Origin of the sequence: Kocuria massiliensis (assembly GCF_900169715.1) — a bacterium.
Taxonomy (GTDB): domain Bacteria; phylum Actinomycetota; class Actinomycetes; order Actinomycetales; family Micrococcaceae; genus Rothia; species Rothia massiliensis.
In genome coordinates this window covers 1,422,403-1,445,532 of the sequence record NZ_LT835161.1, presented here as the reverse complement: position 1 = coordinate 1,445,532, position 23,130 = coordinate 1,422,403, and the positions used below count along the sequence as shown (strand labels likewise).

Annotated in this window: 20 protein-coding genes; 8 read left to right on the top strand and 12 right to left on the bottom strand. The window is 60.7% G+C overall.

The annotated features are described in order from the left end of the window. Positions 1–50: 50 nt before the first annotated feature. Positions 51–623, bottom strand: coding sequence for an RNA polymerase sigma factor (locus B9Y51_RS10765; RefSeq protein ID WP_245826161.1), 573 nt, complete (start codon positions 621–623; stop codon positions 51–53). A gap of 156 nt (positions 624–779) precedes the next feature. Here B9Y51_RS10765 and B9Y51_RS10760 point away from each other — a divergent pair, with 156 nt between their 5' ends. Next, a complete protein-coding gene (locus B9Y51_RS10760; protein ID WP_085529642.1) occupies positions 780–2,189 on the top strand; it encodes an MFS transporter in 1,410 nt (469 codons plus the stop codon). Here the strand turns inward: B9Y51_RS10760 and B9Y51_RS10755 are convergent. Continuing rightward, the gene (locus tag B9Y51_RS10755; RefSeq protein ID WP_048678907.1) at positions 2,186–3,205 is read right to left on the bottom strand and encodes an arsenic resistance protein; all 1,020 of its coding nucleotides are present in this window, start codon (positions 3,203–3,205) and stop codon (positions 2,186–2,188) included. The two genes, B9Y51_RS10760 and B9Y51_RS10755, sit on opposite strands and share 4 nt — an antisense overlap. Beyond that, complete coding sequence (locus tag B9Y51_RS10750) at positions 3,198–3,794, bottom strand: helix-turn-helix domain-containing protein (protein WP_085529641.1); 597 nt, start codon at positions 3,792–3,794, stop codon at positions 3,198–3,200. Before B9Y51_RS10750 ends, B9Y51_RS10755 begins: the two co-directional genes overlap by 8 nt. A 71-nt stretch (positions 3,795–3,865) precedes the next feature. Between B9Y51_RS10750 and B9Y51_RS10745 the strand changes: the two genes are divergently transcribed. Then, on the top strand, positions 3,866–4,522 hold the full coding sequence (locus tag B9Y51_RS10745; RefSeq protein WP_085529640.1) for a class I SAM-dependent methyltransferase: 657 nt from the start codon (positions 3,866–3,868) through the stop codon (positions 4,520–4,522). Here the strand turns inward: B9Y51_RS10745 and B9Y51_RS10740 are convergent. Together B9Y51_RS10740 and B9Y51_RS10735 are read right to left on the bottom strand one after the other, a co-directional pair. Continuing rightward, positions 4,519–4,704 (bottom strand): PspC domain-containing protein, encoded by a 186-nt coding sequence (locus B9Y51_RS10740; RefSeq protein WP_048678898.1) that lies wholly within the window; start codon positions 4,702–4,704, stop codon positions 4,519–4,521. The genes B9Y51_RS10745 and B9Y51_RS10740 overlap by 4 nt on opposite strands. Before the next feature lie 68 nt (positions 4,705–4,772). After that, the gene (locus B9Y51_RS10735; protein WP_085529639.1) at positions 4,773–6,461 is read right to left on the bottom strand and encodes an ABC-ATPase domain-containing protein; all 1,689 of its coding nucleotides are present in this window, start codon (positions 6,459–6,461) and stop codon (positions 4,773–4,775) included. 78 nt (positions 6,462–6,539) lie between these two features. Between B9Y51_RS10735 and B9Y51_RS10730 the strand changes: the two genes are divergently transcribed. Then, on the top strand, positions 6,540–7,565 hold the full coding sequence (locus tag B9Y51_RS10730; RefSeq protein WP_085529638.1) for an NADP-dependent oxidoreductase: 1,026 nt from the start codon (positions 6,540–6,542) through the stop codon (positions 7,563–7,565). Between the two features lie 126 nt (positions 7,566–7,691). On the opposite strand, the gene B9Y51_RS10725 is transcribed toward B9Y51_RS10730, so the two are convergent. Then, entirely contained in the window at positions 7,692–8,534 is an 843-nt protein-coding gene (locus tag B9Y51_RS10725; RefSeq protein ID WP_048678892.1) for a PhzF family phenazine biosynthesis protein, read from the bottom strand. A 139-nt stretch (positions 8,535–8,673) separates the two neighbouring features. Between B9Y51_RS10725 and B9Y51_RS10720 the strand changes: the two genes are divergently transcribed. The 3 genes from B9Y51_RS10720 to B9Y51_RS10710 all read left to right on the top strand — a co-directional run bounded on the left by B9Y51_RS10720 (position 8,674) and on the right by B9Y51_RS10710 (position 11,575). Then, positions 8,674–9,579 carry an alpha/beta hydrolase family protein gene (locus tag B9Y51_RS10720; protein ID WP_085529637.1) on the top strand — a complete coding sequence of 302 codons (906 nt, stop codon included), beginning with the start codon at positions 8,674–8,676 and terminating at the stop codon, positions 9,577–9,579. Between the two features lie 33 nt (positions 9,580–9,612). Continuing rightward, positions 9,613–10,098, top strand: coding sequence for a MarR family winged helix-turn-helix transcriptional regulator (locus B9Y51_RS10715; protein WP_085529636.1), 486 nt, complete (start codon positions 9,613–9,615; stop codon positions 10,096–10,098). Positions 10,099–10,249: 151 nt separating this feature from the next. Continuing rightward, the gene (locus B9Y51_RS10710; RefSeq protein WP_085529635.1) at positions 10,250–11,575 is read left to right on the top strand and encodes an MFS transporter; all 1,326 of its coding nucleotides are present in this window, start codon (positions 10,250–10,252) and stop codon (positions 11,573–11,575) included. Here the strand turns inward: B9Y51_RS10710 and B9Y51_RS10705 are convergent. The 5 genes from B9Y51_RS10705 to B9Y51_RS10685 form a co-directional block, all read right to left on the bottom strand. Continuing rightward, the gene (locus tag B9Y51_RS10705; protein ID WP_085529634.1) at positions 11,572–12,285 is read right to left on the bottom strand and encodes a DNA-3-methyladenine glycosylase I; all 714 of its coding nucleotides are present in this window, start codon (positions 12,283–12,285) and stop codon (positions 11,572–11,574) included. The two genes, B9Y51_RS10710 and B9Y51_RS10705, sit on opposite strands and share 4 nt — an antisense overlap. Continuing rightward, a complete protein-coding gene (locus B9Y51_RS10700) occupies positions 12,282–13,070 on the bottom strand; it encodes an alpha-ketoglutarate-dependent dioxygenase AlkB (protein WP_245826159.1) in 789 nt (262 codons plus the stop codon). Before B9Y51_RS10700 ends, B9Y51_RS10705 begins: the two co-directional genes overlap by 4 nt. A gap of 88 nt (positions 13,071–13,158) precedes the next feature. Beyond that, the gene (gene glpK / locus B9Y51_RS10695) at positions 13,159–14,685 is read right to left on the bottom strand and encodes a glycerol kinase GlpK (RefSeq protein ID WP_082156644.1); all 1,527 of its coding nucleotides are present in this window, start codon (positions 14,683–14,685) and stop codon (positions 13,159–13,161) included. Between the two features lie 96 nt (positions 14,686–14,781). Continuing rightward, positions 14,782–15,588 carry an MIP/aquaporin family protein gene (locus B9Y51_RS10690; protein WP_065424217.1) on the bottom strand — a complete coding sequence of 269 codons (807 nt, stop codon included), beginning with the start codon at positions 15,586–15,588 and terminating at the stop codon, positions 14,782–14,784. Between the two features lie 124 nt (positions 15,589–15,712). Next, the gene (locus B9Y51_RS10685; protein WP_085529633.1) at positions 15,713–17,464 is read right to left on the bottom strand and encodes a glycerol-3-phosphate dehydrogenase/oxidase; all 1,752 of its coding nucleotides are present in this window, start codon (positions 17,462–17,464) and stop codon (positions 15,713–15,715) included. Positions 17,465–17,604: 140 nt separating this feature from the next. Here B9Y51_RS10685 and B9Y51_RS10680 point away from each other — a divergent pair, with 140 nt between their 5' ends. Next, positions 17,605–18,570, top strand: coding sequence for a sugar-binding transcriptional regulator (locus B9Y51_RS10680; protein WP_048679035.1), 966 nt, complete (start codon positions 17,605–17,607; stop codon positions 18,568–18,570). A 4-nt stretch (positions 18,571–18,574) separates the two neighbouring features. On the opposite strand, the gene B9Y51_RS10675 is transcribed toward B9Y51_RS10680, so the two are convergent. After that, positions 18,575–19,468 (bottom strand): LysR substrate-binding domain-containing protein, encoded by an 894-nt coding sequence (locus B9Y51_RS10675; protein ID WP_048678873.1) that lies wholly within the window; start codon positions 19,466–19,468, stop codon positions 18,575–18,577. A 207-nt stretch (positions 19,469–19,675) separates the two neighbouring features. On the opposite strand from B9Y51_RS10675, the gene B9Y51_RS10670 reads away from it, so the two are divergent. Beyond that, positions 19,676–23,122 (top strand): bifunctional proline dehydrogenase/L-glutamate gamma-semialdehyde dehydrogenase, encoded by a 3,447-nt coding sequence (locus B9Y51_RS10670; protein WP_048678870.1) that lies wholly within the window; start codon positions 19,676–19,678, stop codon positions 23,120–23,122. Positions 23,123–23,130 lie beyond the last annotated feature (8 nt).

Here is a 23,130-nt window from a genome sequence, read left to right as displayed (position 1 = left end):
GTGGTCTGACGGAACGGGAAAAATTTCGTCAAATTCATGCCTCGTTGTATTCACTGTTCACGCTCCATCAATTCGTTTCGTTGTCTCCTTAAGGATCGCAATCCGTCCGCGGCGGCACGACGCACCGCAGCTTCTCTGCCGCCGACGAGCGCGGCAACCTCCCGATACGGTAGTCCTCCCAGATGATGGTGGATCACCGCGAGTCGTTGCCGCTCCGGTAGCTGGTGCACCGCTGCCCACAACAGTTGGGCGTTCACGTCCCGCAGAACCGTTTCCTCGGCACTTTCCGACGTTGCCGAACAGTTCGGCCCCCCGGATCTTCCCTCGCCGGGTTCACTGGGTGTGGCGCGACGGGCGTTGCCGCGGGCCACATCGATGGCTTTGTGCCGAGCGACGGCAACGAGCCAGGCTTCCACCGTCGTCGTGCCAGGTAGGTCGGGCCAGGCCTTCAACCCCGCCGCGAACGTTTCGGCCCACGCGTCTTCGGCGTCGTGTTGTGACCGAAGCAGGCCACGGCAAACTCGCCACACGGTGGGACCGTGGTGCTGAACGACCTGCTCAAAGGGAATTTTGCTATCCATCACTAGGTAGTCGTCGCAGAGTGGGCGAATGTGAGGTTTCATTTCAGAAAATTTTTCATCAGCCTACTTCGCGCTGATGACGCGACATTCAGGTATGGAGCGGTTCGTTCCGTGTTGACTGTCACAGACCGCCAATCTACCGTTGAATGAACGTATTTGACAGCGCAATTCGGCTAAACCACAGTATCGGATCATTTCATGGCACATGAATCGCCAGCACGAATCGACGCCCACCAGACTAGCGAGAAGGATTCCGGAACGGGTCCGGCACCCATTGAGCCAGACCTCAAAACAGTCCGAAAGGCCGTGGGAGCTTCCGCCATCGGCAACGCCACCGAGTGGTTTGATTACGGTCTGTACGCGGTCTCGACGGCGTACCTTTCTCAGCACTTCTTCCCCGGCGACAACGGTCAATTATGGACGCTGTCGTTGCTGGCTTTGTCCTTCATCATGAGGCCAATTGGCGGCATGGTCTGGGGACCGATCGGCGACAAGATGGGGCGTAAGGGCGTTCTCGCCCTGACGATCGTCCTGATGGCGGCCGCGACCTTCCTCATCGGTGTCCTGCCGGACGTCAATACCATCGGAGTCTTTGCCCCGATCCTGCTCGCGGTATTGCGTGTGGTTCAAGGGTTCTCCTCGGGCGGTGAATACGGCGGGGCAGCGACCTTCATGGCCGAATACGCTCCCGATCATCGCCGAGGCTTTTATGGAAGCTTCTTGGAATTCGGCACCCTGGGTGGCTTCGCCTTCGGCTCGCTCATCGTCTTGATTGGGGAGCTGACCCTCGGGAACGCGGCGATGATGGATTGGGGTTGGCGCATCCCGTTCTTGGTGGCCGGCCCTCTCGGCTTGATCGGATGGTATCTGCGGTCCAAGCTCGCGGAATCGCCGATCTTTGAGGAGCTCGAAGGAAAACAGCATCAAAGTTCGGTCGGCGGCGGGCTCAAAGAACTCTTCGCCCATCACAAGGGCCAGATGGCCATCGTGTTCGGCCTGGTCGTGGCCGTGAACGTCGTCAACTACACGCTGTTGACGTATATGCCGACCTATCTGGAAAGTTCCGTCGGCATGGACAGTTCCACCACATTGACCGTTATGTTCATCGCGCAGTTCGCGATGATGGTCGTGATGCCATTTGGCGGCGCGCTCTCGGACAAGGTCGGACGTAAGCCCATGTGGTTCGTCTCGCTCATCGCGCTCTTCATTCTGTCGGTTCCCATGTATTTGCTCATGGCGCAGGGCTTCTGGTTTGCGCTGCTTGGGTTCGCGGTTCTTGGCTTGCTCTACATCCCTCAGCTCAGCACCATTTCCGCGACGTTCCCTGCCATGTTCCCGGCTCCGGTACGGTATGCCGGATTCGCTATCGCCTATAACGTCTCCACCATGATCTTCGGCGGTACGTCGCCCATGGTGAATGAGGCCTTGATCGGGGCTACCGGTAACGACCTGGTACCTGCGTTCTACATGATGGGTGCCTGCCTGATTGGATTCATCGCGGTCTTGTTCATGAAGGAAACGAAGGGTGCCTCGCTGCGCGGTACCCAGGTTCCGGAAACGGGGAAGGTTCCGGTCTTCGAACCGGCCGCCACCGCCGGAGCCCACTAAACAGGACGGTCCCGGAACAGGAGCTTGGGGACAATCCAGAGGTAGAGGATCATCCCGAGTAGCTCCACGAGGGATTGCAGCACCACGACGACGCCGCTCAATTCCCATCCCGCAGGGAGAGCGAGCGCGAGCGGTAGCACCACGAAGGAGTTGCGCGTTCCCAGGCTGAAGGCCAGGGTCCGGGAACCTCGGGGGCTGAGCCTGAACACCAGGCTCAGCCCCTTCGCTATCACTAGTGCGATGGCCAGGTACCCCACATAGACGGCGCCCGCGGAGGGAATGACGTCTACGGCCCCGGCGACGTCGTTGACGTGGCCGGCCATCACGAGAAAGATGACGGCGCCCAGCGCTGGAACGGGAATCCGTGACCACCACGATCGCCAGCGGGATTCTGCCGTCCCGTCGGATCGAGGATCCTCCGGATCGTTGCTGTGGGCGTCACGTGAACGAAGCCAAGCCTCCGTCAGCCAGGCGATCGTCAGGGGAACCACAATGACTCCCACTGCGGGCAGAATACCTGTTGGTCCCCACGCCGGCCCGGAGCCAGCGGGGGAGAGAAGTGCCCAATAGAGAGGGACCGCTGGAATTTGGAGGATTAGAGACAGCGGTGCCAGTGAAGCGGCACGAGACGCGTCACCTTTACCCAGGTGCGTAAAGGTGATGAACCAATCGGTGCACGGGGCAAGAAGGGTGATGATGATTCCGAGCCGAACCGCGGGGTTCTCCGGAAGCCACGGAAGAAGGGCCCCAAGAACGAGCGGTACCACCACGAAATTTCCCACCAGTGCGGCGGTGAGGAAACGCCAGTCCGACCACGCAGAACGAAGGGCCGAACTGGAAATTTGCGTGAACGTTCCGTACATAAGCAGAACAAGCGCTGCCCACACGGCGCTCGCGGAGAATGCCCCGATGAACGGCATGACCTGTCCGCATGCCAAACCCGCCAGTGCGGCTCCCAGATAAATCCATACTTGATGGCGCTCCATAGCGGCCGTGAATTGAGAGCGGTCAGGCATGTGACCGTAGAGGCTCTGCGTCGGGGTCGGGCTCCTCGCCGATCTCGTGCGTGTGGAAACGAGCGCCATCCCTGGAGAAAATGCTGAGAATAACCGCCGGTTTGGATCCAGACGCCGTCACGGCGTGGGGAGTCAAGGTATCGAATTCGGCTGCTTCGCCAGCTCCCAGGGTCATGTCTCGTTCGCCGAGCTGGAGGCGCAGCTCTCCAGAGAGAACGTACAACCACTCGAATCCAGGGTGCACCCCCGGACGTGGTACCTCTCGGGTTGGCAAGTGCGTCATCTTGAACACGTGTACGGAGGAACCCTCTGGTGCCAGCGGTTCGACCACGACGCCCGCTCGCCGGAAACTGGGACGGCGTACACGAGGGTCTGGGGTGCTCGGGTGGACCAACTCGTCCAAGCTCATCCCGAGCTGACGGGTAAGGGGTAGGAGAAGCTCGAGGCTCGCTTGACGTTTTCCGGCCTCCAAGCGAGACAGCGTGCTCGCCGAGAGGCCCGCTCGTTCCGCGAGGCCTTCAAGAGTCAAGCCTTGCCCGAAGCGCGCCGCTCGTAAGCGCGGCCCAACACGAGATAGTTGATCGTCCATGGTTTCCCTACTTGTTGCTGTTTCGGCAAATAACTTTGCCACACAAGCAATCTCGAGTCTAGGCTCAAGGCATGACGATGCACCACGCTCACAACGACGATGCCACGACTGACCCTCGAGAATTTTGGGAAAACCGCTATTCCTCAGCCGAACGGATATGGTCTGGTCGGCCCAACGCCACGCTCGTTGGAGTGGTCGAAGACCTTCCTGCGGGACGGTCGGTCGACCTCGGTTGCGGCGAGGGAGCGGATGTCCTGTGGCTCGCCAGCGCCGGGTGGGAAGCTACGGGCGTCGATATTTCTGCGACGGCCGTGGCACGTGCACGGGCGGCGGCTGAAGATCAAGGACTCTCCGAGGCAACCCACTTCGAGGCTACGGACCTGGCCGAATGGGGCCCAGTAGAGCCATTCGACCTGGTGACGGCCAGTTTCTTGCAGTCCCCGGTCGAATTGGATCGCGTGGAGATCTTGCGTCGGGCGAGTTCGCTGGTCGCTGAGGGCGGGAGGCTGTGCATCATTTCCCACGCGGCGCCCCCGCCGTGGTCGGAAAGTGCCCGCGGACATGGGCCGGGTGATTTTCCTCAGCCGGAAGAGGACCTGAATTCACTGAATCTTGGCGCCGAATGGACCACGGAAATCTGTGAAGTTCGACGCCGAGAGGCAGAGGGGCCCAATGGCGAATTGGCGACGCTTTTAGACTCCGTCGTGGTGACGAGGCGACGAGGCTAGTTGCGGTCTTCCTTGGGGATCACGATCCAGGCGACGAGGTAAAAAATCGCTTGTGGCCCCGGAATGAGGAAGGACAGGATGAAGAGTAATCGGACTCGGGTGGGAGTCCAATCCAATGCTTCGGCGATGCCTCCGCATACTCCGGCGATGATTTTCTGATGACGTGATCTCTTAAGTGACATGCTTCCAGCCTAGGGCCGGGCAAGGCCTCGGCGCGGTGGAGCTACCACTACTTTTACGCGAGAGCCAGCTATGAACGGAGCTTGAGCTTGCGGTAGCGGCTGATGGCTCCGTGAAGCTCCTGCGCCCGGGGCCAGGCAAGGTCTCCACGAGGCCCTCCTCGTCTCACAAGCGCGTCCAAGCCGTCCCGTTCCAGCCTTGCCATCACGTGGTGCACACTGGCCACGAGATCTGTGGACCCATCGAGTTCCCGGGTGACCGCCTCCAAGCACAGGGCGATGGCATTCGTTTGTGACGAATCCACGAGCTGAGCCAAGTAGGCGACGTCGATGTCTTCGCGGCCGACCAGAATTGAGTCGAGGCCACGGCCCCTCGCCGGTTTCCGCCGGTCCGAGGGGGAGAGTGCATCCGCCTGGGGCACACGCCGGGGGCGACGTGCGAAAATCGGCTCTGCGGCGTCGTCGTTCCCGGTTGCGGTGGAGTCTCGGGCAGCGATCTCGTGGGCCCGTGCCGTGACGTCGGAAGGTATGTACTCGTCCATCGCGATCACGTGGTCTGCGACGCCGAAGAACGCCCCGGTTCCGCCGGCGACCAGCACGGTAGAGGTGTTGCGTTCTTCCAGAAGAGGGCGCACCCGGTCCACAAAGGGAGTAATGGGTTCCGAACCGGCAGGGATGAGTTCGCGCATTGCTGGATCGCGAATCATGAAGTTCGTGGCCGAGGTGTCCTCGTCAATGAGCAACAAAGACGTGCCCAACTCGAGAGCTTCGGCAAGATTAGCCGCCTGAGACGTGGAGCCGGACGCGTTCGTCGTCGTGAAGCTCTCGGTCCGTGTGCCCGACGGCAGGTTCGCGATGAAGGGCGAAATATCGACCCCGGTGACCGCGCGGCCGTCCTCGGCCCGGATGGATACGGCGTCGGGGGCGGTGAGGACCCATTCCCGTCCATCTCCACCGACGTGCGGGTAGACGCCGCGTTCCATGGCCCTCAGGAGTGTTGATTTCCCGTGGTACCCGCCGCCCACAATGACGGTGATACCGCGCGGCACACCCATCCCGGTGACGGTGCGCCCAGACGGAAGGGTGAACTCTTCACGGAATGCCTGTGGGCTACGGAAAGCGACTCCGGAGCGTAGGGGAAGGTCAGAATCGCCGGAGGACCTCGGAAGGACCGATCCATCGCCCACGAAGCTCACCAGGCCGCGATCTGCCAATTGATGTTGGAGGTTCCTCTGATCGAGATAGAGGTCCACCTGTCGGCTCAGGGCTTCTTGGTCCATCCCCGACAAGAGCGCGGACCGCTCGATGAGATCGGGAAGATCATTGGTCAGCACATGGGCGGCTGCTCGCCCCTTGATGCGCCGACCGCCCGCCGGTAGTGAAACGCTGAGTCGTACCTCAACGGTGTCGTCGCTGACGACGACGTTGGTTCTTTCGAGAATTTCCTGCCCGGGCTTACTCATGCTGAGTCCGCGATAAGAGCATCCACAGAGAAGTTTGGTGAGATCGCGAGCGATGAAGTCTGCGGTGGCGACCCGGCGGTCGTGGCCCTCGCACATGGAGTGAGGTATCGAGGTGTCGGCCAGTGAAAAAATCACACGGATCGACGACGGTGGTGCGTAAGGGTCGGACTGTACGTGATCGATCACAAGGTCGAATTCCCCGTAATCGTAGCTCCCTTTCAGGCGCTTATAGGCGCCATAGCCGTTGCCGTCCAACTGGTGCAACGTGGACCTGAGACCCTGCAAAGTGTGATTCATCGAGAGCGTATTCGGGTAGGGAACATTAGTGTCTGGAAGTATAGTCGCTCAGGTCATTCCGTCGATAGGAGTCCAGTAATGTCCAACCACGTCAGCACCCAGATTCAGCTCGCGTCGAGGCCGACCGGATGGCCCACACACGAGAATTTTTCCACGACCACCGTTGAGTTGCCGGAGCTGGCCGACGGCCAGGTGCGCGTCCGAAACCTCTTCATGTCGGTTGATCCCTATATGCGTGGCCGCATGTCCGGCGCGAAAAGCTATGTGGCGCCCTTTGAGGTTGGGGAGACCATGACCGGCGGAGCCGTCGGTCGAGTGGTCGAATCGAAGAGCCAGGAATTGCCGGAAGGCGCTTACGTCCTACACCAATTCGGTTGGCGTGACCTCGCCCAGGACGACGCCGCCCAATTCCGTCAGATTTCCGAAATTCCGGGGGCGCCCCTGTCCGTGTACTTGGGCATGGTCGGCTTGACGGGAATGACCGCCTATATGGGATTGACCAAGGTTGCGGGACTGAAGGAAGGCGACGTCGTCTTCGTCTCGGGAGCCGCCGGCGCGGTGGGAACCGCTGTGGGGCAGATTGCCAAGCTCCTCGGTGCATCAACGGTGATCGGCTCCGCGGGAAGTGACGAGAAGACGGCCTTGCTGACCGAGAAGTACGGCTACGACGTCGCCCTCAACTACAAGGAGGCACCCATTCGGGAGCAGCTTGCGAAGGCTGCGCCGAACGGCATCGACGTGTACTTCGACAATGTGGGCGGAGACCATCTTGAGGCCGCGTTGGATTCCCTCAACCGCTACGGCCGGGCGGCCCTCTGCGGCGCGATCAGTCAGTACAACGTGACTGAGGCTCCGGCCGGGCCGGACAACATGGCGAATATGGTCAAGCAATCCTTGATGCTCAAGGGATTCATTGTGGGCGACTACATGGAGTACGCCGGTGAATTCCAGCAAGCCATGAGCTCCTGGTTTGGTGACGGCAAGATCCAGTACGACGAAACCGTCGTGGACGGCCTGGATCACGCACCGGAAGCCTTCATTTCCATGATGGAAGGCGCTAACACCGGCAAGATGATCGTCCGTCTTGATTCGGACGATCGGTAACCAGACGCCACGATCTCGGGACCCGGAAGGAATCCGGGGTCCCCACGCCGCCCCACGTCGGTCATCGACGTGGGGCGGCTCCGCACACAGGCCTCCCTGCTTCGGGAGGGGCGGTCGACCGCCGTCTTACCAATCGAGGTTCCCCGAAATGACGGTCCTCGTGGCGCCCGACACCCAGATCACCTCATCGTCCCGCGTGACGTGGATAAACCCTCCTCGTCCCAAGGTCGTTCCCTGTCGGGCACTATAGGAATGTCCGACGCGATGGGTGTCCGTAAACCATCGCGCAAGGCCGGCATTCAAGCTTCCTGTCACGGGATCCTCGGACGATCCGTCCCCGGCACCGAATGCCCGGACCTCAAGGTCCGCCGGAGCCGGATTTTCGCTGAAGAAACCGGCGACACCAATCTTCAGCCCAGAGGCCTTCACCAAGGACAGGTCGGGGTTGAGATCGAGGACGAACTGGGCAGAGGGGAGCAAAACTCCGACCCACCCTGGACCGTTATCGATCCACTGAGCATCACGGATATCCGACGGGTCGATTCTGAGGCATTCGGAGAGACGGCCCATTATCCGTGGCTCCACATTTTCGTATCTCGTCAGCGGGGGCGCCATAAAGGCGAGCCGATTCTCGGCGGACCGAACCCGAACCAGGCCCGCTTCGCATTCTTGAACGATGATCCCTGGGTGTCGAGGCCTTCCGCCGGCCTCCAGCCAAGCGTGCGCCGAGCCAAGGGTGGGGTGTCCCGCGAACGGAAGCTCTCTAGCGGGCGTGAAGATGCGAAGTCGGTAGTCAGCATCGGTTGAACGGGGAGCTAGTAGGAACGTTGTTTCCGAGAGATTCGTCCAGTTCGCGAAGGACAGCATTTCGTCGTCACTCATGGAATCGGCGTCGTGGACCACGGCCACCGGATTACCCGGAAGCGGTCCCGGGGAAAAGACGTCGACCTGTCGAAATGTGCGAGTCACTGGAACCTCGAACCTCACGGAAACTACACCCAAGGGGTGCCTGGAATGTTTCCGATCCTATCGGTAGGGTCACCATAGGTGTGAGACGCGTGTCTCATGTGCCGTGCCTCAGAGCGGCGTCTTTGAAGGAGCAAGCCACATGATCGAAGCCACGACGACCGATGAGGTCTTAGAGAAGATCGAGTCACGGAGGGTTGAGCTCCGAGGTGCACAACGGTTGCCCGTCGCTCTGAACGTTTGGGGCGAGCCGGCGCACGCCTCGGGAATTGTGCTGGTGGTTCCCGCGATGGCTACCCGGGCCCGTCACTACAATGCCTTTGCGCGATGGCTGGTCAGCCAAGGTTTCATGGCGGTCACCTTTGATTTTTCGGGATACGGAGATTCTCTCGAGGGGTCTTTGCGGAACTCCTCGGTGGACATTTTGGATTGGGGTCGGGACTCACGCATCGTCGTGGACTGGATACGCGAGAATTATTCGGATCTGCCGGTCACGTGGGTGGGGCATAGCCTGGGCGGCCAACTTTTGGGGCTTGCGGGGGACCAGGGCGTAACAAAGAGTATTTTTGTGGCCACGGGCGTGGGCTCCGGTTGGAAATCCCCCTGGCAAACTGCGCTCCCCGGCGCAGTGATGTTTTTCCTTGTCGGTCCCATAGCTCGACGAATTTGTGGGTACTTTCCAGGGCGAAGATTGCGGTTCTTTGGCAATCTCCCTGCGGGAGTCATGGCCCAATGGACGCGCTGGGTTGCTTTCCCCCGTTATATATTGGGCGAACGGCCGTGGTTGGCGCCGGGGTATTCAGGCATTACGGCGCCCATTACAGCCATTTCCTTCGAAGACGACGTCGTCATGTCGAAGGCCGCACTCAAAACTCTGCTCGGCTTCTACCGGAGTTCCGATCGGAGACACTTTCGGTATGCGCCGAAAGATTTAGGGGTTTCGTCGGTGGGTCACATGGGGGCCTTTCGAGGTGTGAATGCGAGGATTTGGGAGACGGTGATTCTTCCGCACCTGGCGTCCGTCGAGGATTCCCCTCAATATAATTAGCCATGCTATATAAATGGGGGTATCATCGTGAGCATGTCAGATTCGCACTCACCTCGATCGTCGTCCGGGCACGAAAAACTCACTCAGAGTGAATCGCGGAAAGCCACCGGACTGATTGTTTCGGCGAGCCGTTTTGTGCGGGCCGCGTCGCGTCACAGTGGTCGTGAGAGGTCGACCATCGTCTTGCGAGTGCTGTCGAACCTCACTTTGAGCGGCCCCATGAGAATCGGAGACCTCGCTTCTGCTGAGCACATCACCCAGCCGACCATGACGGGGGTTCTCAAGAGACTCGAGAATGAGGGGCTCGTCAACCGGCAATCGGACCCCTACGATGGGCGCGCCCAGTTGATGGAGATCACCGTCTTGGGCAAGAAGGTCCTGAACGACTTTCGGCGCAAGGCTACGCAGAAAATTCAACCGGCTATTGCGAACCTCACCGAAGAAGAGCGAGAGGTTCTGTGGAGGGCCGCAGCCATTTTTGACTCAGTCGCCAACGATCTCGACCTTTCGAAGTCTTAGTTGCTCCCTCGCGGGGCTCGCGGAAGTGGGCCCCGCGAGCGCCGCCGAGTGCGCTTCTGAGAAGTATATTTTTTTGCTCATAAATATAGCTAAGCAATATGAAACGCCGTTTCTTGAGGACGGCATTGCCGCTAAGGAGGCAATTACTCGCATGACCACTAGTACTCCAATGGACTCCCGGCCAATGGTCGATGCGCCAGGCGGGTCTGCCGCGGATCAGCGGAAGCCCGGAAAGCCATCGATGTTCAAACAGCCCATCGCAGTGTGGGCCATTGCTTTCGCATGCATGGTTTCGTTTATGGGTATCGGGCTCGTGGACCCGATCCTCCCGGCGATTAGCCGCGAACTCGACGCCACGGCGGGGCAGACCATGCTCCTCTTCACGAGCTACCTGTTCATCACGGGCATCGCGATGTTCTTTACTGGATGGGTCTCCAGCCGTATTGGCATAAAGACGACGCTACTTATTGGACTCGTGCTGATCGTCGCGTTCGCAGCCTTCGCAGGCTCGTCGGGAACCGTGGGTGAGATTATCGGGTTCCGAGCAGGATGGGGCCTCGGTAACGCCTTGTTCATCTCGACGGCGCTTTCGGCGATCGTCGGTGCCGCGGCGGGTGGAAGCAGTCAAGCGGTCATGCTCTACGAAGCCGCTCTTGGTATTGGCATGGCGGTCGGCCCACTGGTCGGCGGTGTGCTCGGATCCCTCTCGTGGAGAGGGCCGTTCTTTGGTACCGCGGCTCTCATGGCGGTCGGATTTATCGCGATCGTAGCCCTATTGCGCTCGCCGAAGAAGGGCACGGCTCAGCGCAGTGAGAAGCACGCCCTCACGGCAGGTTTTGTGGCGCTCAAAGATCCTGCCCTCCGGGCCTTGGCCTTCACCGCGTTGTTCTACAACTTTGCGTTCTTCGTGTTGCTCGCGTACTCCCCGTATCCGTTAGAGGCCGCCGCGGCCAAGTCAGGTTCTGAATTCGGTGCGCATCAGCTGGGATTCGTCTTCTTCGGCTGGGGCCTCGCCTTGGCCATTGCCTCCGTGTTCATTGCCCCCATCCTGACGCGAACCTTCGGTCTACGGCCGGTATTGTTCTCCATGCTCGGACTGTTGGCCGTGACCATGATCTTGGCCGCGACGCTTCATGGCTCCCTCGTGGGTCTCATCGTCCTGATCGTCATTGCTGGACTTTTCCAAGGCGTGATGAATACGGCGTTGACCGAAACCGTCATGGAGGCAACGAGCCTTCCTCGGTCCATCGCGTCCTCGACCTACTCGGGTGTGCGCTTTATCGGCGGCGCCATTGCGCCTGCCGTTGCCGGGCCTGTGGCCGATGCCGTGGGAGCCGGCGCGCCGTACTGGATGGCCGTGTGCACGTTGGCGATCGCGATCTTGGTCTTGGCCCTTTCCGGACACCACCTGGTGCCGAAGCGCCCCCATGAGTCCGCAGAGGATGAGGCGGAAGCGATCACCGTCGGCGCGGACTAGTTCGCCGTCGTCTCGGTGCCGTGACTGGCGTGTGACACCAGTTCGGCTCGTCGTCCTTCCGGAGAAAAAACCTGGGATACGCCGCGTTGGTGGCTTCCGACCCAGTGTGTATCTACCATTCCTACGGCTTCCATCAATGCGTAGGCGGTGGTGGGGCCCACGAAGGAGAAACCCCGGCGCTTGAGCTCCTTGCACAAGGCAACGGACTCGGAAGACTGCGTCGGAACGTCGGAAGCGGCCTCGGGGGCCGGGGTGCTGGTGGGAGCAAAGGACCAGATGAGTGAGGGGAGGCCTGGCTCGATGTCCAAGGTCTCACCATTCTGGAGAGGGAGCGTCCATCCCGCCAGCACAGGCTCCGTGTGATCTCGGAGTGCGATGGTTGCACGCGCGTTGGAAATTGCGGATCGAATTTTGGGGCCGCTGCGGATGATGGCGGCGTTGCCGACGAGACGTTCGACGTCGTCATCGGTGAAGCGTGCCACGACGTCGGGATCGAAGTCCGCAAAGGCTTCGCGAAATGCTTCCCGGCGAGCCAGGATGGTCGCCCACGAAAGACCAGCCTGGAATCCTTCGAGACATAACCGCTCGTAGAGGCCAGCCTCGGAGACGACGGGTATTCCCCACTCGTGGTCGTAGTAGTCACGCATCATCGCGCTACCGTTGGCCCATTCGCTTCGCGCCAGCGAGCTTTCAGAGGGTGCGTCATTCATGAGGTGCGTCCTGTCATTCTCAACGTCATGTTGAATCGTCCGTGTTTCACTGGGCCATCCGGCGGTGCCGTCTCAGAGAGGATCTTCGGAACTCCGTGGAACATGTACCGGCTGGGTCCTCCGAAAACTATCAAGTCGCCCGAAGCTAGCCGGACATCGCGGAACGGTTTGTTCTTTGTTTGTGGATTACCCACCCGGAAAAGCGCGGTATCCCCAACGCTGACGCTCACGACTGGCTCAGAGGACAGCTCATCTTTGTCTTGATGCATTCCCATCGAGGCGCTCGGTTCGTAGTAATTGATGAGTGCGACGTCGGGCGTATATGTAGCGGCCCAGGCGGTTAGCTCATCCTCGTTGAGCCCGGGCCAATCGGGTGCCTGGTCCCGAGGATAAGCATCGGCGAGGGCGCGACGTCCCCATCGGATCAGCCAGTCAGGAACGGGCAGGGGTGAAGCGCCGCCGAACTCCCGAGCTTGGGGCTGCAATCCGGCAGAGTCCCAGTGCCAACCCAATGAAGTCATGCGGACGGACATCGGATGCCCATGAATGAGCGGCGAATGTGGGGGAATCGGGCCCCGACCCCAATGGTCCCACTGGCCGACCAACCAGCGTTGGTGGTCCAGGGGCAACCACCCGGGCACGTGGACGACACCGGGCACAATTTGGCGGGGCTCCCGGTCGAAAGCGTCGTCTCCGAAGAGACCTGCGGCGTCGTTCATCAAGGCCCTTTCTGATTCCGGAATATCAATGGCGATGGAGTGCCGGGATACCGAAAGCTCGATCATCGCCCATCATGACAAAAGATCCGCCGGCCGCGCCCCACCAGGTGGAGTGTCGCGGCCGACGGATCTTTGAAGTCGGTACACCCAGGAACTAGCCCTTGGTGTCTTCGTCGACCCAATCGAGAGTCCTCTGTACGGCCTTCTTCCACAGGCGGTACTGACGCTCGACCTCGTCAACGTCCAACTTGGGCGTCCACCGCTTATCTTCCTGCCAGTTGTCCACGACATCCTGCTCGCCGTCCCAGAAACCGACGGCGATGCCGGCCGCATACGCCGCACCGAGGGCCGTGGTCTCGACAACCTTCGGACGAATCACCGGAACCTGCAAAAGATCAGCCTGGAACTGCATCAGGAATTCGTTGGCCGTCATGCCGCCGTCCACGCGAAGTTCGGTGAGGTCCACATCGGAATCAGCGTTCATCGCATCGATCACTTCGCGGGTCTGGAAGGCGGTAGCCTCCAATGCCGCGCGCACAATGTGTGCCTTCTTGACGTAGCGGGTCATTCCGACCAAAACGCCGCGGGCATCAGGGCGCCAGTACGGCGCGAATAAGCCCGAAAACGCCGGGACGAAGTACGTTCCACCGGAGTCCTCGACCGACGTCGCCAGAGCTTCGGTTTCGTTGGCGTCGCTGATGAGCTCGAGGTTGTCGCGCAACCACTGGATCAGGGAACCGGACACGGCAATCGAGCCTTCCAAGGCATATACCGTGTCGGCTTCGCCGATCTTGTACGCGACCGTGGTCAACAGGCCGTTATCAGAGAACACAGGCTCCTTGCCGGTGTTCATCAACATGAAGTTGCCGGTTCCGTAGGTGTTCTTCGACTGGCCGGATTCGAAACAGGCTTGTCCGAACGTTGCGGCCTGCTGGTCGCCCAGAATGCCGGCAATGGGGGTGCCCCGCAGGAATCCGCGAGCGTCGCCGTGACCGTAAATCTCTGCGGAGGACTTAATCTCCGGGAGCATCGACATCGGAATGCCGAAGTCCTTGGCGATGTCCTCTTCCCACTCCAGGGTCCGGATGTTCATGAGCATGGTGCGCGAGGCGTTGGTGACGTCGGTGACGTGCACACCGCCCTTGGTGCCACCGGTCAGGTTCCACAGCACCCAGGTATCGGTAGTGCCGAACAGGAGGTCGCCGTTGTCGGCTTTCTCCCGTGCGCCTTCGACGTTGTCCAGAATCCACTTCACCTTGGGGCCGGCGAAATAGGTGTTCAGGGAAAGACCCACGCGGTCGTGGTACTTGTCGTATCCATCATCACCGGCAAGTTCATCGCAGATGGCCTGCGTGCGGGTGTCTTGCCACACGATGGCGTTGTAAATCGGCTTGCCGGTGTTTTTATCCCAAACCACGGCGGTTTCACGCTGATTGGTGATGCCAACGGCGGCGACGTCGTGGTGGTTGACCTCGACGTCGGAGAAAGCGTCCGCAACCGATTTACGCACATTGCGCCAAATCTCCTGAGGGTCGTGCTCGACCCATCCCGCCTTCGGGAAGATCTGCCGGTGCTCGTGTTGGCCAATGGTTTTAATTTGGCCCTTTTTATCGAACAAGATGGCCCGGGAACTGGTCGTGCCCTGGTCAATGGCGAGGATGTATTTCTTATCAGTTTTCATAGTTTCGGAGAACAGTGCCCTGTTCGTTCTCTCATCCTTTGCAGCGTTCATGAGGTATGCCTTTCGAGAATGGTCGCATCATTGCGACCGTGGACATCAGAGGGACACGGCCAGCGGAACGACGAGGGCGGCGAGCAGACCGCCAACGATCGGACCGAAGACGGGAACCCAGGCGTAGGACCAGTCCGAGGATCCTTTGCCGCGGATCGGCAGGATCGCGTGGGCAATGCGGGGACCGAGGTCACGAGCCGGGTTGATCGCGTAGCCCGTGGGCCCACCGAGAGAGATGCCGATGGCCAAGACGACCAAAGCGACCGGCAACGGACCGACCTCACTGGGCGTCTTGTCAGAGAAGAGGACGAAGGCGATCAGCACAAAAGTCGCGAAAATCTCGGTCAGGAAGTTCCATCCATAAGAACGGATTTCGGGACCGGTCGAAAAGACTCCAAGCTTGTCGGCTGCGGGAGCTTCGAGGTCGAAATGCTTTTTGTGCGTCAAGTAAACGAGAACCGCGCCAATGATGGCGCCGACTAGTTGGGCCAGAATGTAGATGAAAACGTTGCCCGCGGTGGAAGGGATGCCTTCAGCCAAATCCTTGTGAGCGGCCCAGAAGGACAGCGTGACCACGGGATTCAAGTGTCCACCCGTGGCGTAGGCAGCGTAAACGCCGGCATAAACGCCGAGACCCCAGCCGAAGGCCACCATGAGCCAGCCACCGGCGTGGTTCTTGGTGCGGGGGAGAACCTGTCCGGCGACGACGCCGCAACCGAGCAGAACCAGAATGAGGGTGCCCACGAATTCGGAGGTGAACATGCCGAGTGTCGTCGGAACGCCATCTTTCATCAGGTCAGGGGCAATTCCGAGGATTCCGGGAGAATCCGCGGCGAGGACTGAAACGGCCATTGCTGCTACTTTCCGACACGTCGTCGTGTCTGTGTTTCCTAGAATTGCCGGGGCGATCCCGGCGGGTGATTGATGAAATGGAGAATCGGGCGGGACAATAAGGCCCCGCCCGATTCCCTAGGGACTAGTTCTTGCCCAGAATCTTGCGAGGCATGATTTCGGGGTCGGCGGTCACGCTCTGGGATGCACCTGCGTCATCATTCTGCTCTTCGGCGCGTGCAATATTGCTGACACGCTGACCATAGTTGTCGAATTCGCGTTTGCGGTCTTCGGCGCTCCATCCCAACTCGGGGGACATGATCGCCAAAATTTCTTCGGCGCTGGACAGGCCACGGTCCCGTTGCTCGAGGTCGAGCCGTACCCGGCGCATCAAGACGTCCTCGAGGTGAAGGGCGCCTTCGTAGCGAACCGCGAGTAGAACCTCCGCCCGAAGGAACATTGGGGCGTTGGTGAGCGGCTTCCCGAGCTCGGGGTCTTCCTGGATCAGGTCGAGGACGTCGTCGATTTCCGAACCGTAACGATCCAACAGGCTATCCACACGCGCTGCGGTCCAGCCGAACTGCTCGGCGATCTGACCCGCACGTGTACGAGCCGCCTGGTACCCCTGGGCCCCAACCAACGGAATGTCTTCCGTAATGGATGGCCGTGCACCCGCGGTCGCTCCCAGCGCAAAGTCCACGGCATCCCTGGCCATGATGCGGTACGTGGTGAGCTTGCCGCCGGCAATGGCGGACATGCCGGGTACCACCTCGGCGACGGTGTGCTCGCGGGAGACCTTGGTCGACTGCGTTGACTCGTCACCCTTGACGCCCGGTTGAAGGAGCGGACGGAGGCCTGCGTAGGTCGAGATGATGTCGTCCCGGGTCAGTGGCTTGTCCAGAATCGCGTTGGCGTGGTCCAGGATGTAGTCGATATCCTGCGCCGTCGCCACGGGGCGAGCGACGTCCTGATCGTAGGGCGTGTCCGTGGTTCCGATGACCCAATAGCGCTGCCACGGAATGATGAACAGCACCGACTTTTCGGTGCGCAAGAAGATGCCGGATTCGGCATTAATGCGTTCGCGGGGCACGACGATGTGTACGCCCTTGGATGCCAAGACCTCGAGTCCCTGCTCCTTGCCGGTCAGGGATTCGGTCTCTTCGGTCCAGACCCCGGTCGCGTTGATGACGTGCTTGGCTCGAACCTCGCGGACCTCCTGGGTTTCGAGATCGGTTACCTTAGCGCCGATCACGCGGCCGGTTTCGGACTTGAGGAGTCCCGTGACCTGGGCGCGGCTGGCTGCCAAGGCGCCGTATCCGGCGGCTGTACGGATGAGGTCGATGACCAAGCGTGCATCGTCGACGCGTGCATCGTAGAAGCGGATGGCTCCGGTGAGCGCGTCATCCTTGATGTCGGGGAAGAGCTGCTTTGCGCCCTTCTTGGAGTAATGCTTTTGGGTCGGCACGGTCTTCTTACCGCGGGCGCCCGCGATGGCCATCGCGTCGTACATGCCGATGCCGATCGCGGAGTAGCTGCGTTCGATGACCGGCATCTTCAGGGGCCACAGGAAGGGCTGGGCCTTGACCAGGTGCGGGGCCAAGCTGGTGAGGAGAAGACCGCGTTCCTTGAGGGCTTCCGCAACCAGCTTGAAGTCGAGGTTCAGCAGGTACCGCAAGCCTCCGTGAACCAGCTTTGAGGACCATGCCGAGGTTCCGGAAGCCCAGTCGCCGGCGTCCACGACGGCAGTGCGCAGACCGCGCGTCGCGGCATCGAGGGCAATTCCCGCGCCCGTGACTCCGCCGCCGATGACCAGGATGTCTACGCCTTCTGAATCGCTCATCGCATCGAGTGCTTCGGCGCGGGAGGCCGCGGTCAGGTGTGTTGCGGCAGTTTTCATGACATCTCCTTGATGTTGGCGGCTAGGGTTCTCGACGTCGATGGTGGGGTGACACTCGTGACGTCTCTCTCCTAGTTGTAGTCGACTATGAAAGAATGATCAGGACTATTGAACGAACGTGCACTTTGGGTGGGGTGGACATGAACAAACGTGATGATCTGGCTCACAAAGCGGCGACCATGTATTACCTGCAAGACCTGACGATGGACGCGGTGGCCAAAGAGTTTGACGTGTCTCGAGCCACCGTCTCACGACTCCTTAAATACGCGAGGGATACGGGCCTGGTTCGGATCACCTTGGGGGAGCCCACGGGGGAAGGGGATGAACTCGAATCTCGCTTGGAAAAGCTCTTCGATATCAACGCTCACGTCGTCCCGGTGCGGAGCAGTTCCTCGCCCATACATCAGATGGAACAGGTCTCGCGTGTGGCGGCGGTAGAGCTCGACCGGCTCATGGATCCCGGAACGATCCTTGGGGTGGCGTGGGGCTCCACGGTCACGGAGCTCTCGCGCCATCTGGTTCCCCGGAAGGTTCCGGACTCCGTCGTGGTGCAGCTCAACGGGGCGGGTAATGCTCGACGCTCCGGAATCCCGTACACGGGGGCGATCCTCAACTCCATTGCGGAGGCCTTTGGCTCGCAAATCGTCCATTTCCCGGTTCCGGCATTTTTCGACTTTGCCGACACCAAGCAGGCAATGTGGCGCGAGAGGAGTATTCGCGGGGTGCTGGGATTGCAGGCACAAGCCGACGTCGCGCTCTTCGGGGTGGGAGCCATCCACGGACCCCTCCCATCGCATGTCTACAGTTCGGGATACCTCGACGACGCTGACTTTGCTGCTCTTTCGCGAGAGCAAGTGGTAGGCGATATCTGTACCGTACTTTTGCGCGAGGACGGAACATGGCAGGACATCGAGATGAATCGTCGGGTTTCGGGGCCGACGCCGCAGGAGTTGCGGCGCATCGAACATCGGCTCTGCGTGGTCTCGGGGCCGCATCGGGCCGCTGCTCTCTTGGGCGCCTTGAGGGCTCGCGCCGTCACAGACCTGGTGGTCGATGCGCTGACCGCCAAAATCCTCCTGGATAAGACCGCGGGAGTTGTCCGCTAGTCGGTCACAACAATTTAACTTGGCGGGCTGATTCTTCGAGAGCGCATCGCACGGCCTCGATGGCAGGGCGCTTGGCCATATCGCGACGGGCCGACGTGAAAACAGTCCGGTGGGGAAGGTTGGGTAATTCGATCAACCGAACCCGAGGCGTGGTGCCTGACCAGGCAAATCCCGGGAGCAAGGCGACGGCCAGGCCCCGTTCAACCAAGTCTATGTGTGCCCGAACGTCATTGAATTCGAAGGTGACTCGGGGTTCGAAGCCGGCCGTTCGGCACACATGTTGCGCCCAGCCCCGGCTCGCGTTTTCGCGCGATTCCATGACCCAGGAGGCCTCGGCCGCATCCTTAATGGATTGAATGGTGGATTCTGGGCGGACGGCTAACATCACGGGATCTTCGTTGAGTGGACGAGAATCGAGCTCATTGAATTCACGAACCGACCGGTGCGGATATTGCTCCGCAACCACCAAGTCGATGTCGCGCATGTGGGTTTGTTCCAGCGCGGCCTCCGGCTCACGTTGAATGACTTCGACGTTGAGATGGGGGTAAGAGGCCCCCAATGCTTCCAGGGTCGGCGTCAATAGGGCCATGGCCGCCGTTTGGAAAATGGCGAGCCGGACGGTGCCGCCGGGGGTCTCCTCGGTCGCCTCCAGGGCTGTCTGGGCGAGTTCGAGTTCGTGGAGGATCTTTTCCGTGTGTTTAATTAGCGTCCGAGCTTTGAGGGTCAAGCTCACGCCGCGACCGTGTTTTTGCAGTAATTTGTGCCCGCATTCCCGCTCCAGCGCGGCAAGTTGTTGGGAGACCGCGGAAGGTGTGTAACCAAGCGTGTCGGCCGTTTCGGAGAGCGTTCCCCGGTAAGAGAGTTCCTGGAGAACGCGCAATTTTTTGACGTCGAGCATGGGCTCCAATTCGTGAGCTGATCTGTTGGATACCTGTAAGTTCCTATAACTTTTGCTTACCTAAGTCATGGTACATACTTGGGGAAGACGTGCGTGCGCGCGTCGAAGGCTGACGCAACGGTGCGCGGCCTGTGCTTGATAGCTCATGCTTTTTAAAGGAGGCACTCTTTGTCATCGAATCCTTTCGCTTCCGCTGAATACGAGACTATGGCTCACGAAGCCGGAGAAATCGTTAAAGGGTGGCTTGAGGCCTCTCGCGAGGTTCCTGAAGATCAGGCTGCGGCGCAGCTCGCCGGTGTTCTCAAAGACCCGCATGGCCTCGAATTCACGGTCGGGTTCGTGGACGAGGTTATTCGTCCCGAGGATGACGCGGCCGCCGGTCGCAACTTGGGCCGTTTGGCCCCCATCGTTCCGAAGTTCCTTCCGCCCCATTTGCGTGCCGCCGTGCGCGCGGGCGGCATCGTGGCTCCCAAGCTCTCTTGGCCCACGATCCCTCTGGCTCGCAAAGCCATGCGAGACATGGTGAGCCACCTGATCGTCGACGCTCGTGACGAAAAATTGGGGCCCGCCATCAAACACCTCACCGCGGGTGGCAACCGACTCAATATCAATCTCCTCGGCGAGGCCGTGCTCGGAAATGACGAGGCCGAGCATCGCCTCCGTGAGACCGAGCGTCTCTTGCGTCGCGACGACGTCGATTACGTCTCGATCAAGGTCTCCTCGGTTTCGGGACCGCATGCACCGTGGTCCTTCGACGCCGTCGTCGACCGTGCCGTCGAACGCCTGACGCCGCTCTACGAATACGCGGCCCAGTCAGCCACTCCGAAGTTCATCAACATGGACATGGAGGAGTACAAGGACCTCGATATGACCATCGAGGTGTTCACCAAGATTCTCGACCAGCCGCACCTGAAGAATCTGGAAGCCGGCATCGTGCTCCAGGCTTACCTCCCGGACACCATGGCCGCGATGGAGCGACTTCAGAAGTGGGCCGCCGAGCGCGTGGCCAACGGAGGGTCCCGGATCAAGGTTCGCCTGGTTAAGGGCGCCAACCTTTCCTTGGAAATGGTCGAGGCCATTGTCCATAAGTGGGAATTGACCACCTGGGATTCCAAGGAAGCCACGGACACCAATTACAAGCGCGTACTTGACTATGCGCTCCGCCCCGAACACACCAAGAACATCCGCTTGGGCGTGGCCGGGCACAACCTCTTCGATATCGCGTTCTCCTGGTTGCTCGCCAAGCACCGTGGAGTACTGGACGACGTCGAATACGAGATGCTCATCGGCATGGCGGCGCAGCAGGCCGAAGTTGTTCGGCGCGACGTCGGCCAGCTGCTGCTGTACACGCCCGTGGTTCGTCCTTCGGAGTTCGACGTCGCCATCTCCTACCTGGTTCGTCGCCTGGAGGAGAACGCATCGAGTGAAAACTTCATGTCGGCGATCTTCGACCTCAATAACAGCCAGTTCCTCTTCGACCGTGAGCGGGCCCGCTTCGAGCGTTCCCTCGAGAAGGTCACCGACGAGGTCCCGTTGCCGAATCGTCGTCAGAACCGGAACGAAGAAACGGTCGACAACGTATACACGCCGGGTGATTCCTTCGACAACACCCCGGACACAGATACCTCGCTGGCACATAACCGTGCCTGGGGTAAGGAAATCCTGCGGCGAGCTGAGGCGTCGGAACTCGGCGTCCAGCTGGTCAAGGATTCCGTGCTGACCTCGGTCTCGCAGGTTCAGGATGCAGTGGCTCGGGCCAAGAAGGCTGGGGAAGAGTGGGGCGCTCGCCCGGCTCACGAGCGTGCCGCGATCCTTCGTCAGGCCGCTCGGGTGCTTGGTGCCAAGCGCGCCGAATTGCTCGAGGTCATGGCCTCCGAAGCCGGAAAACTGCTTGACCAGGGCGACCCTGAGGTTTCCGAGGCGATCGACTTCGCCAACTACTACGCCGATTTGGCCGAAGCGCTCGAGACCGTCGACGGCGCCGACTTCCACCCCAGCAAGGTCACCGTGGTGACCCCGCCGTGGAACTTCCCGGTCGCCATCCCGACGGGCTCGACTTTGGCGGCCCTCGCTGCGGGTTCGGCTGTGCTGTTCAAGCCGGCCGGTGAGTCCAAGCGGTGTGGCGCCGTGATTGCCGATGCTTTGTGGGAGGCGGGCGTTCCCCGCGAGGTTCTGCAGCTGGTGCAGCTCTCCGAGCGCGACCTTGGCCGTGAACTTGTGGCACACCCGGATGTGGACCGCCTCATCCTGACGGGCGGCTATGAGACGGCTGAGCTGTTCCGCTCCTTCCGTAAGGATCTGCCGTTGTTCGGCGAAACCTCGGGCAAGAATTCGATCATCGTGACACCGAACGCGGACTTGGACCTCGCGGTTAAGGACGTCGTGAATTCGGCCTTCGGTCACGCGGGGCAGAAGTGCTCGGCCTGCTCGACCGTCATTTTGGTGGGTTCGGCCGCGACGTCGGAGCGTTTCCGGAATCAGCTCATCGATGCTGTCAAGTCCCTTCACATTGCCTACCCCACGGATATCCGTGCGGAAATGGGCCCCGTGATCAAGGCCCCCGAGGGCAAGCTCCTGCGTGGCCTGACCACGTTGGGTGAGGGAGAACAGTGGGTCATCGAACCCAAGCAGCTCGACGAGTCCGGCAAGCTGTGGTCGCCGGGTGTCCGTGCCGGAGTTAAGCCGGGTAGCGAATACCACCTCACCGAGTATTTCGGGCCGATCTTGGGCGTCATGACGGCCAAGACCTTGGAAGAAGCAATCGAGCTTCAAAACGCCCCCGAGTACGGACTCACTGCAGGACTTCACTCCCTGAACTCCGACGAGCTGGCCCTGTGGCTGGACCGCGTTCAGGCGGGCAACCTCTACGTCAACCGCGGCATCACCGGCGCCATCGTGCGTCGTCAGCCGTTCGGAGGCTGGAAGAAGTCCACGGTGGGGACGGGCACCAAGGCGGGCGGTCCCAACTACCTGATCGCACTCGGGGACTGGACGTCGAAGAAGGCTACGGCCATCGCGTCGCCCTCCAATGAAAAGGCTCGTGAACTGCTGAATAGGGCTCGTGAGCCTCACGCCCTGACGCAGGAGCAGATTGAGTTCCTCTCGAGGTCGGCGTCCTCGGATGCCGAGGCCTGGGCCACCGAATTTGGTGTGCACCACGACCCCTCGCAGCTGGGAATCGAGCGCAATATCCTGCGCTACGTGGCGCAGAGGGTCCACGTGCGTGCCGACGAGTCGGCAACACTTGCGGAAACCCTCCGCGTGGTTGCGGCGGGCCTTGCCGCCGAAGCCCCGATCGACCTGTCCGTGGCGACCCAGCTGCCGGTGTATGTTCGTGGTGCGTTGGAGTCCGCTGGAGTCAACATCACGATCGAGACCGACGATGCTTGGCGGACTTCCCTCCGGGGCATCCGCAACATCAAGCCGGCGGGGCTGGTAGGAACTCGTTTCGAGGGGTGCCGTATCCGTTACATCGGTGATGACCACGGCTCCGTCTTCGAGGCGCTTGGAGGCCGTCCCGACGTCGCGGTGTACCACCACGAGGTCACCGAGGCGGGACGCATCGAAATGCTGCCGTTCCTGCATGAACAGGCCGTTTCGATCACGGCACACCGCTTCGGTAACCCCAACCACTTCTCGGATGCCGTGATCTAGCATCCGGA

Excerpts from the sequence above, each read along its gene's own strand:
- B9Y51_RS10745 (WP_085529640.1), top strand. The coding sequence starts at position 3,866 with ATGACGATGCACCACGCTCACAACGACGATGCCACGACTGACCCTCGA.
- B9Y51_RS10700 (WP_245826159.1), bottom strand. The coding sequence starts at position 13,070 with ATGATCGAGCTTTCGGTATCCCGGCACTCCATCGCCATTGATATTCCG.
- B9Y51_RS10755 (WP_048678907.1), bottom strand. The coding sequence starts at position 3,205 with ATGCCTGACCGCTCTCAATTCACGGCCGCTATGGAGCGCCATCAAGTA.
- B9Y51_RS10690 (WP_065424217.1), bottom strand. The coding sequence starts at position 15,588 with ATGGCCGTTTCAGTCCTCGCCGCGGATTCTCCCGGAATCCTCGGAATT.
- B9Y51_RS10750 (WP_085529641.1), bottom strand. The coding sequence starts at position 3,794 with ATGGACGATCAACTATCTCGTGTTGGGCCGCGCTTACGAGCGGCGCGC.
- B9Y51_RS10680 (WP_048679035.1), top strand. The coding sequence starts at position 17,605 with ATGAACAAACGTGATGATCTGGCTCACAAAGCGGCGACCATGTATTAC.
- B9Y51_RS10710 (WP_085529635.1), top strand. The coding sequence starts at position 10,250 with ATGACCACTAGTACTCCAATGGACTCCCGGCCAATGGTCGATGCGCCA.
- B9Y51_RS10760 (WP_085529642.1), top strand. The coding sequence starts at position 780 with ATGGCACATGAATCGCCAGCACGAATCGACGCCCACCAGACTAGCGAG.
- B9Y51_RS10765 (WP_245826161.1), bottom strand. The coding sequence starts at position 623 with ATGAAACCTCACATTCGCCCACTCTGCGACGACTACCTAGTGATGGAT.
- B9Y51_RS10705 (WP_085529634.1), bottom strand. The coding sequence starts at position 12,285 with ATGAATGACGCACCCTCTGAAAGCTCGCTGGCGCGAAGCGAATGGGCC.
- B9Y51_RS10720 (WP_085529637.1), top strand. The coding sequence starts at position 8,674 with ATGATCGAAGCCACGACGACCGATGAGGTCTTAGAGAAGATCGAGTCA.
- B9Y51_RS10670 (WP_048678870.1), top strand. The coding sequence starts at position 19,676 with ATGGCTCACGAAGCCGGAGAAATCGTTAAAGGGTGGCTTGAGGCCTCT.
- glpK (WP_082156644.1), bottom strand. The coding sequence starts at position 14,685 with ATGAAAACTGATAAGAAATACATCCTCGCCATTGACCAGGGCACGACC.
- B9Y51_RS10715 (WP_085529636.1), top strand. The coding sequence starts at position 9,613 with ATGTCAGATTCGCACTCACCTCGATCGTCGTCCGGGCACGAAAAACTC.
- B9Y51_RS10740 (WP_048678898.1), bottom strand. The coding sequence starts at position 4,704 with ATGTCACTTAAGAGATCACGTCATCAGAAAATCATCGCCGGAGTATGC.
- B9Y51_RS10675 (WP_048678873.1), bottom strand. The coding sequence starts at position 19,468 with ATGCTCGACGTCAAAAAATTGCGCGTTCTCCAGGAACTCTCTTACCGG.
- B9Y51_RS10730 (WP_085529638.1), top strand. The coding sequence starts at position 6,540 with ATGTCCAACCACGTCAGCACCCAGATTCAGCTCGCGTCGAGGCCGACC.
- B9Y51_RS10735 (WP_085529639.1), bottom strand. The coding sequence starts at position 6,461 with ATGAATCACACTTTGCAGGGTCTCAGGTCCACGTTGCACCAGTTGGAC.
- B9Y51_RS10685 (WP_085529633.1), bottom strand. The coding sequence starts at position 17,464 with ATGAAAACTGCCGCAACACACCTGACCGCGGCCTCCCGCGCCGAAGCA.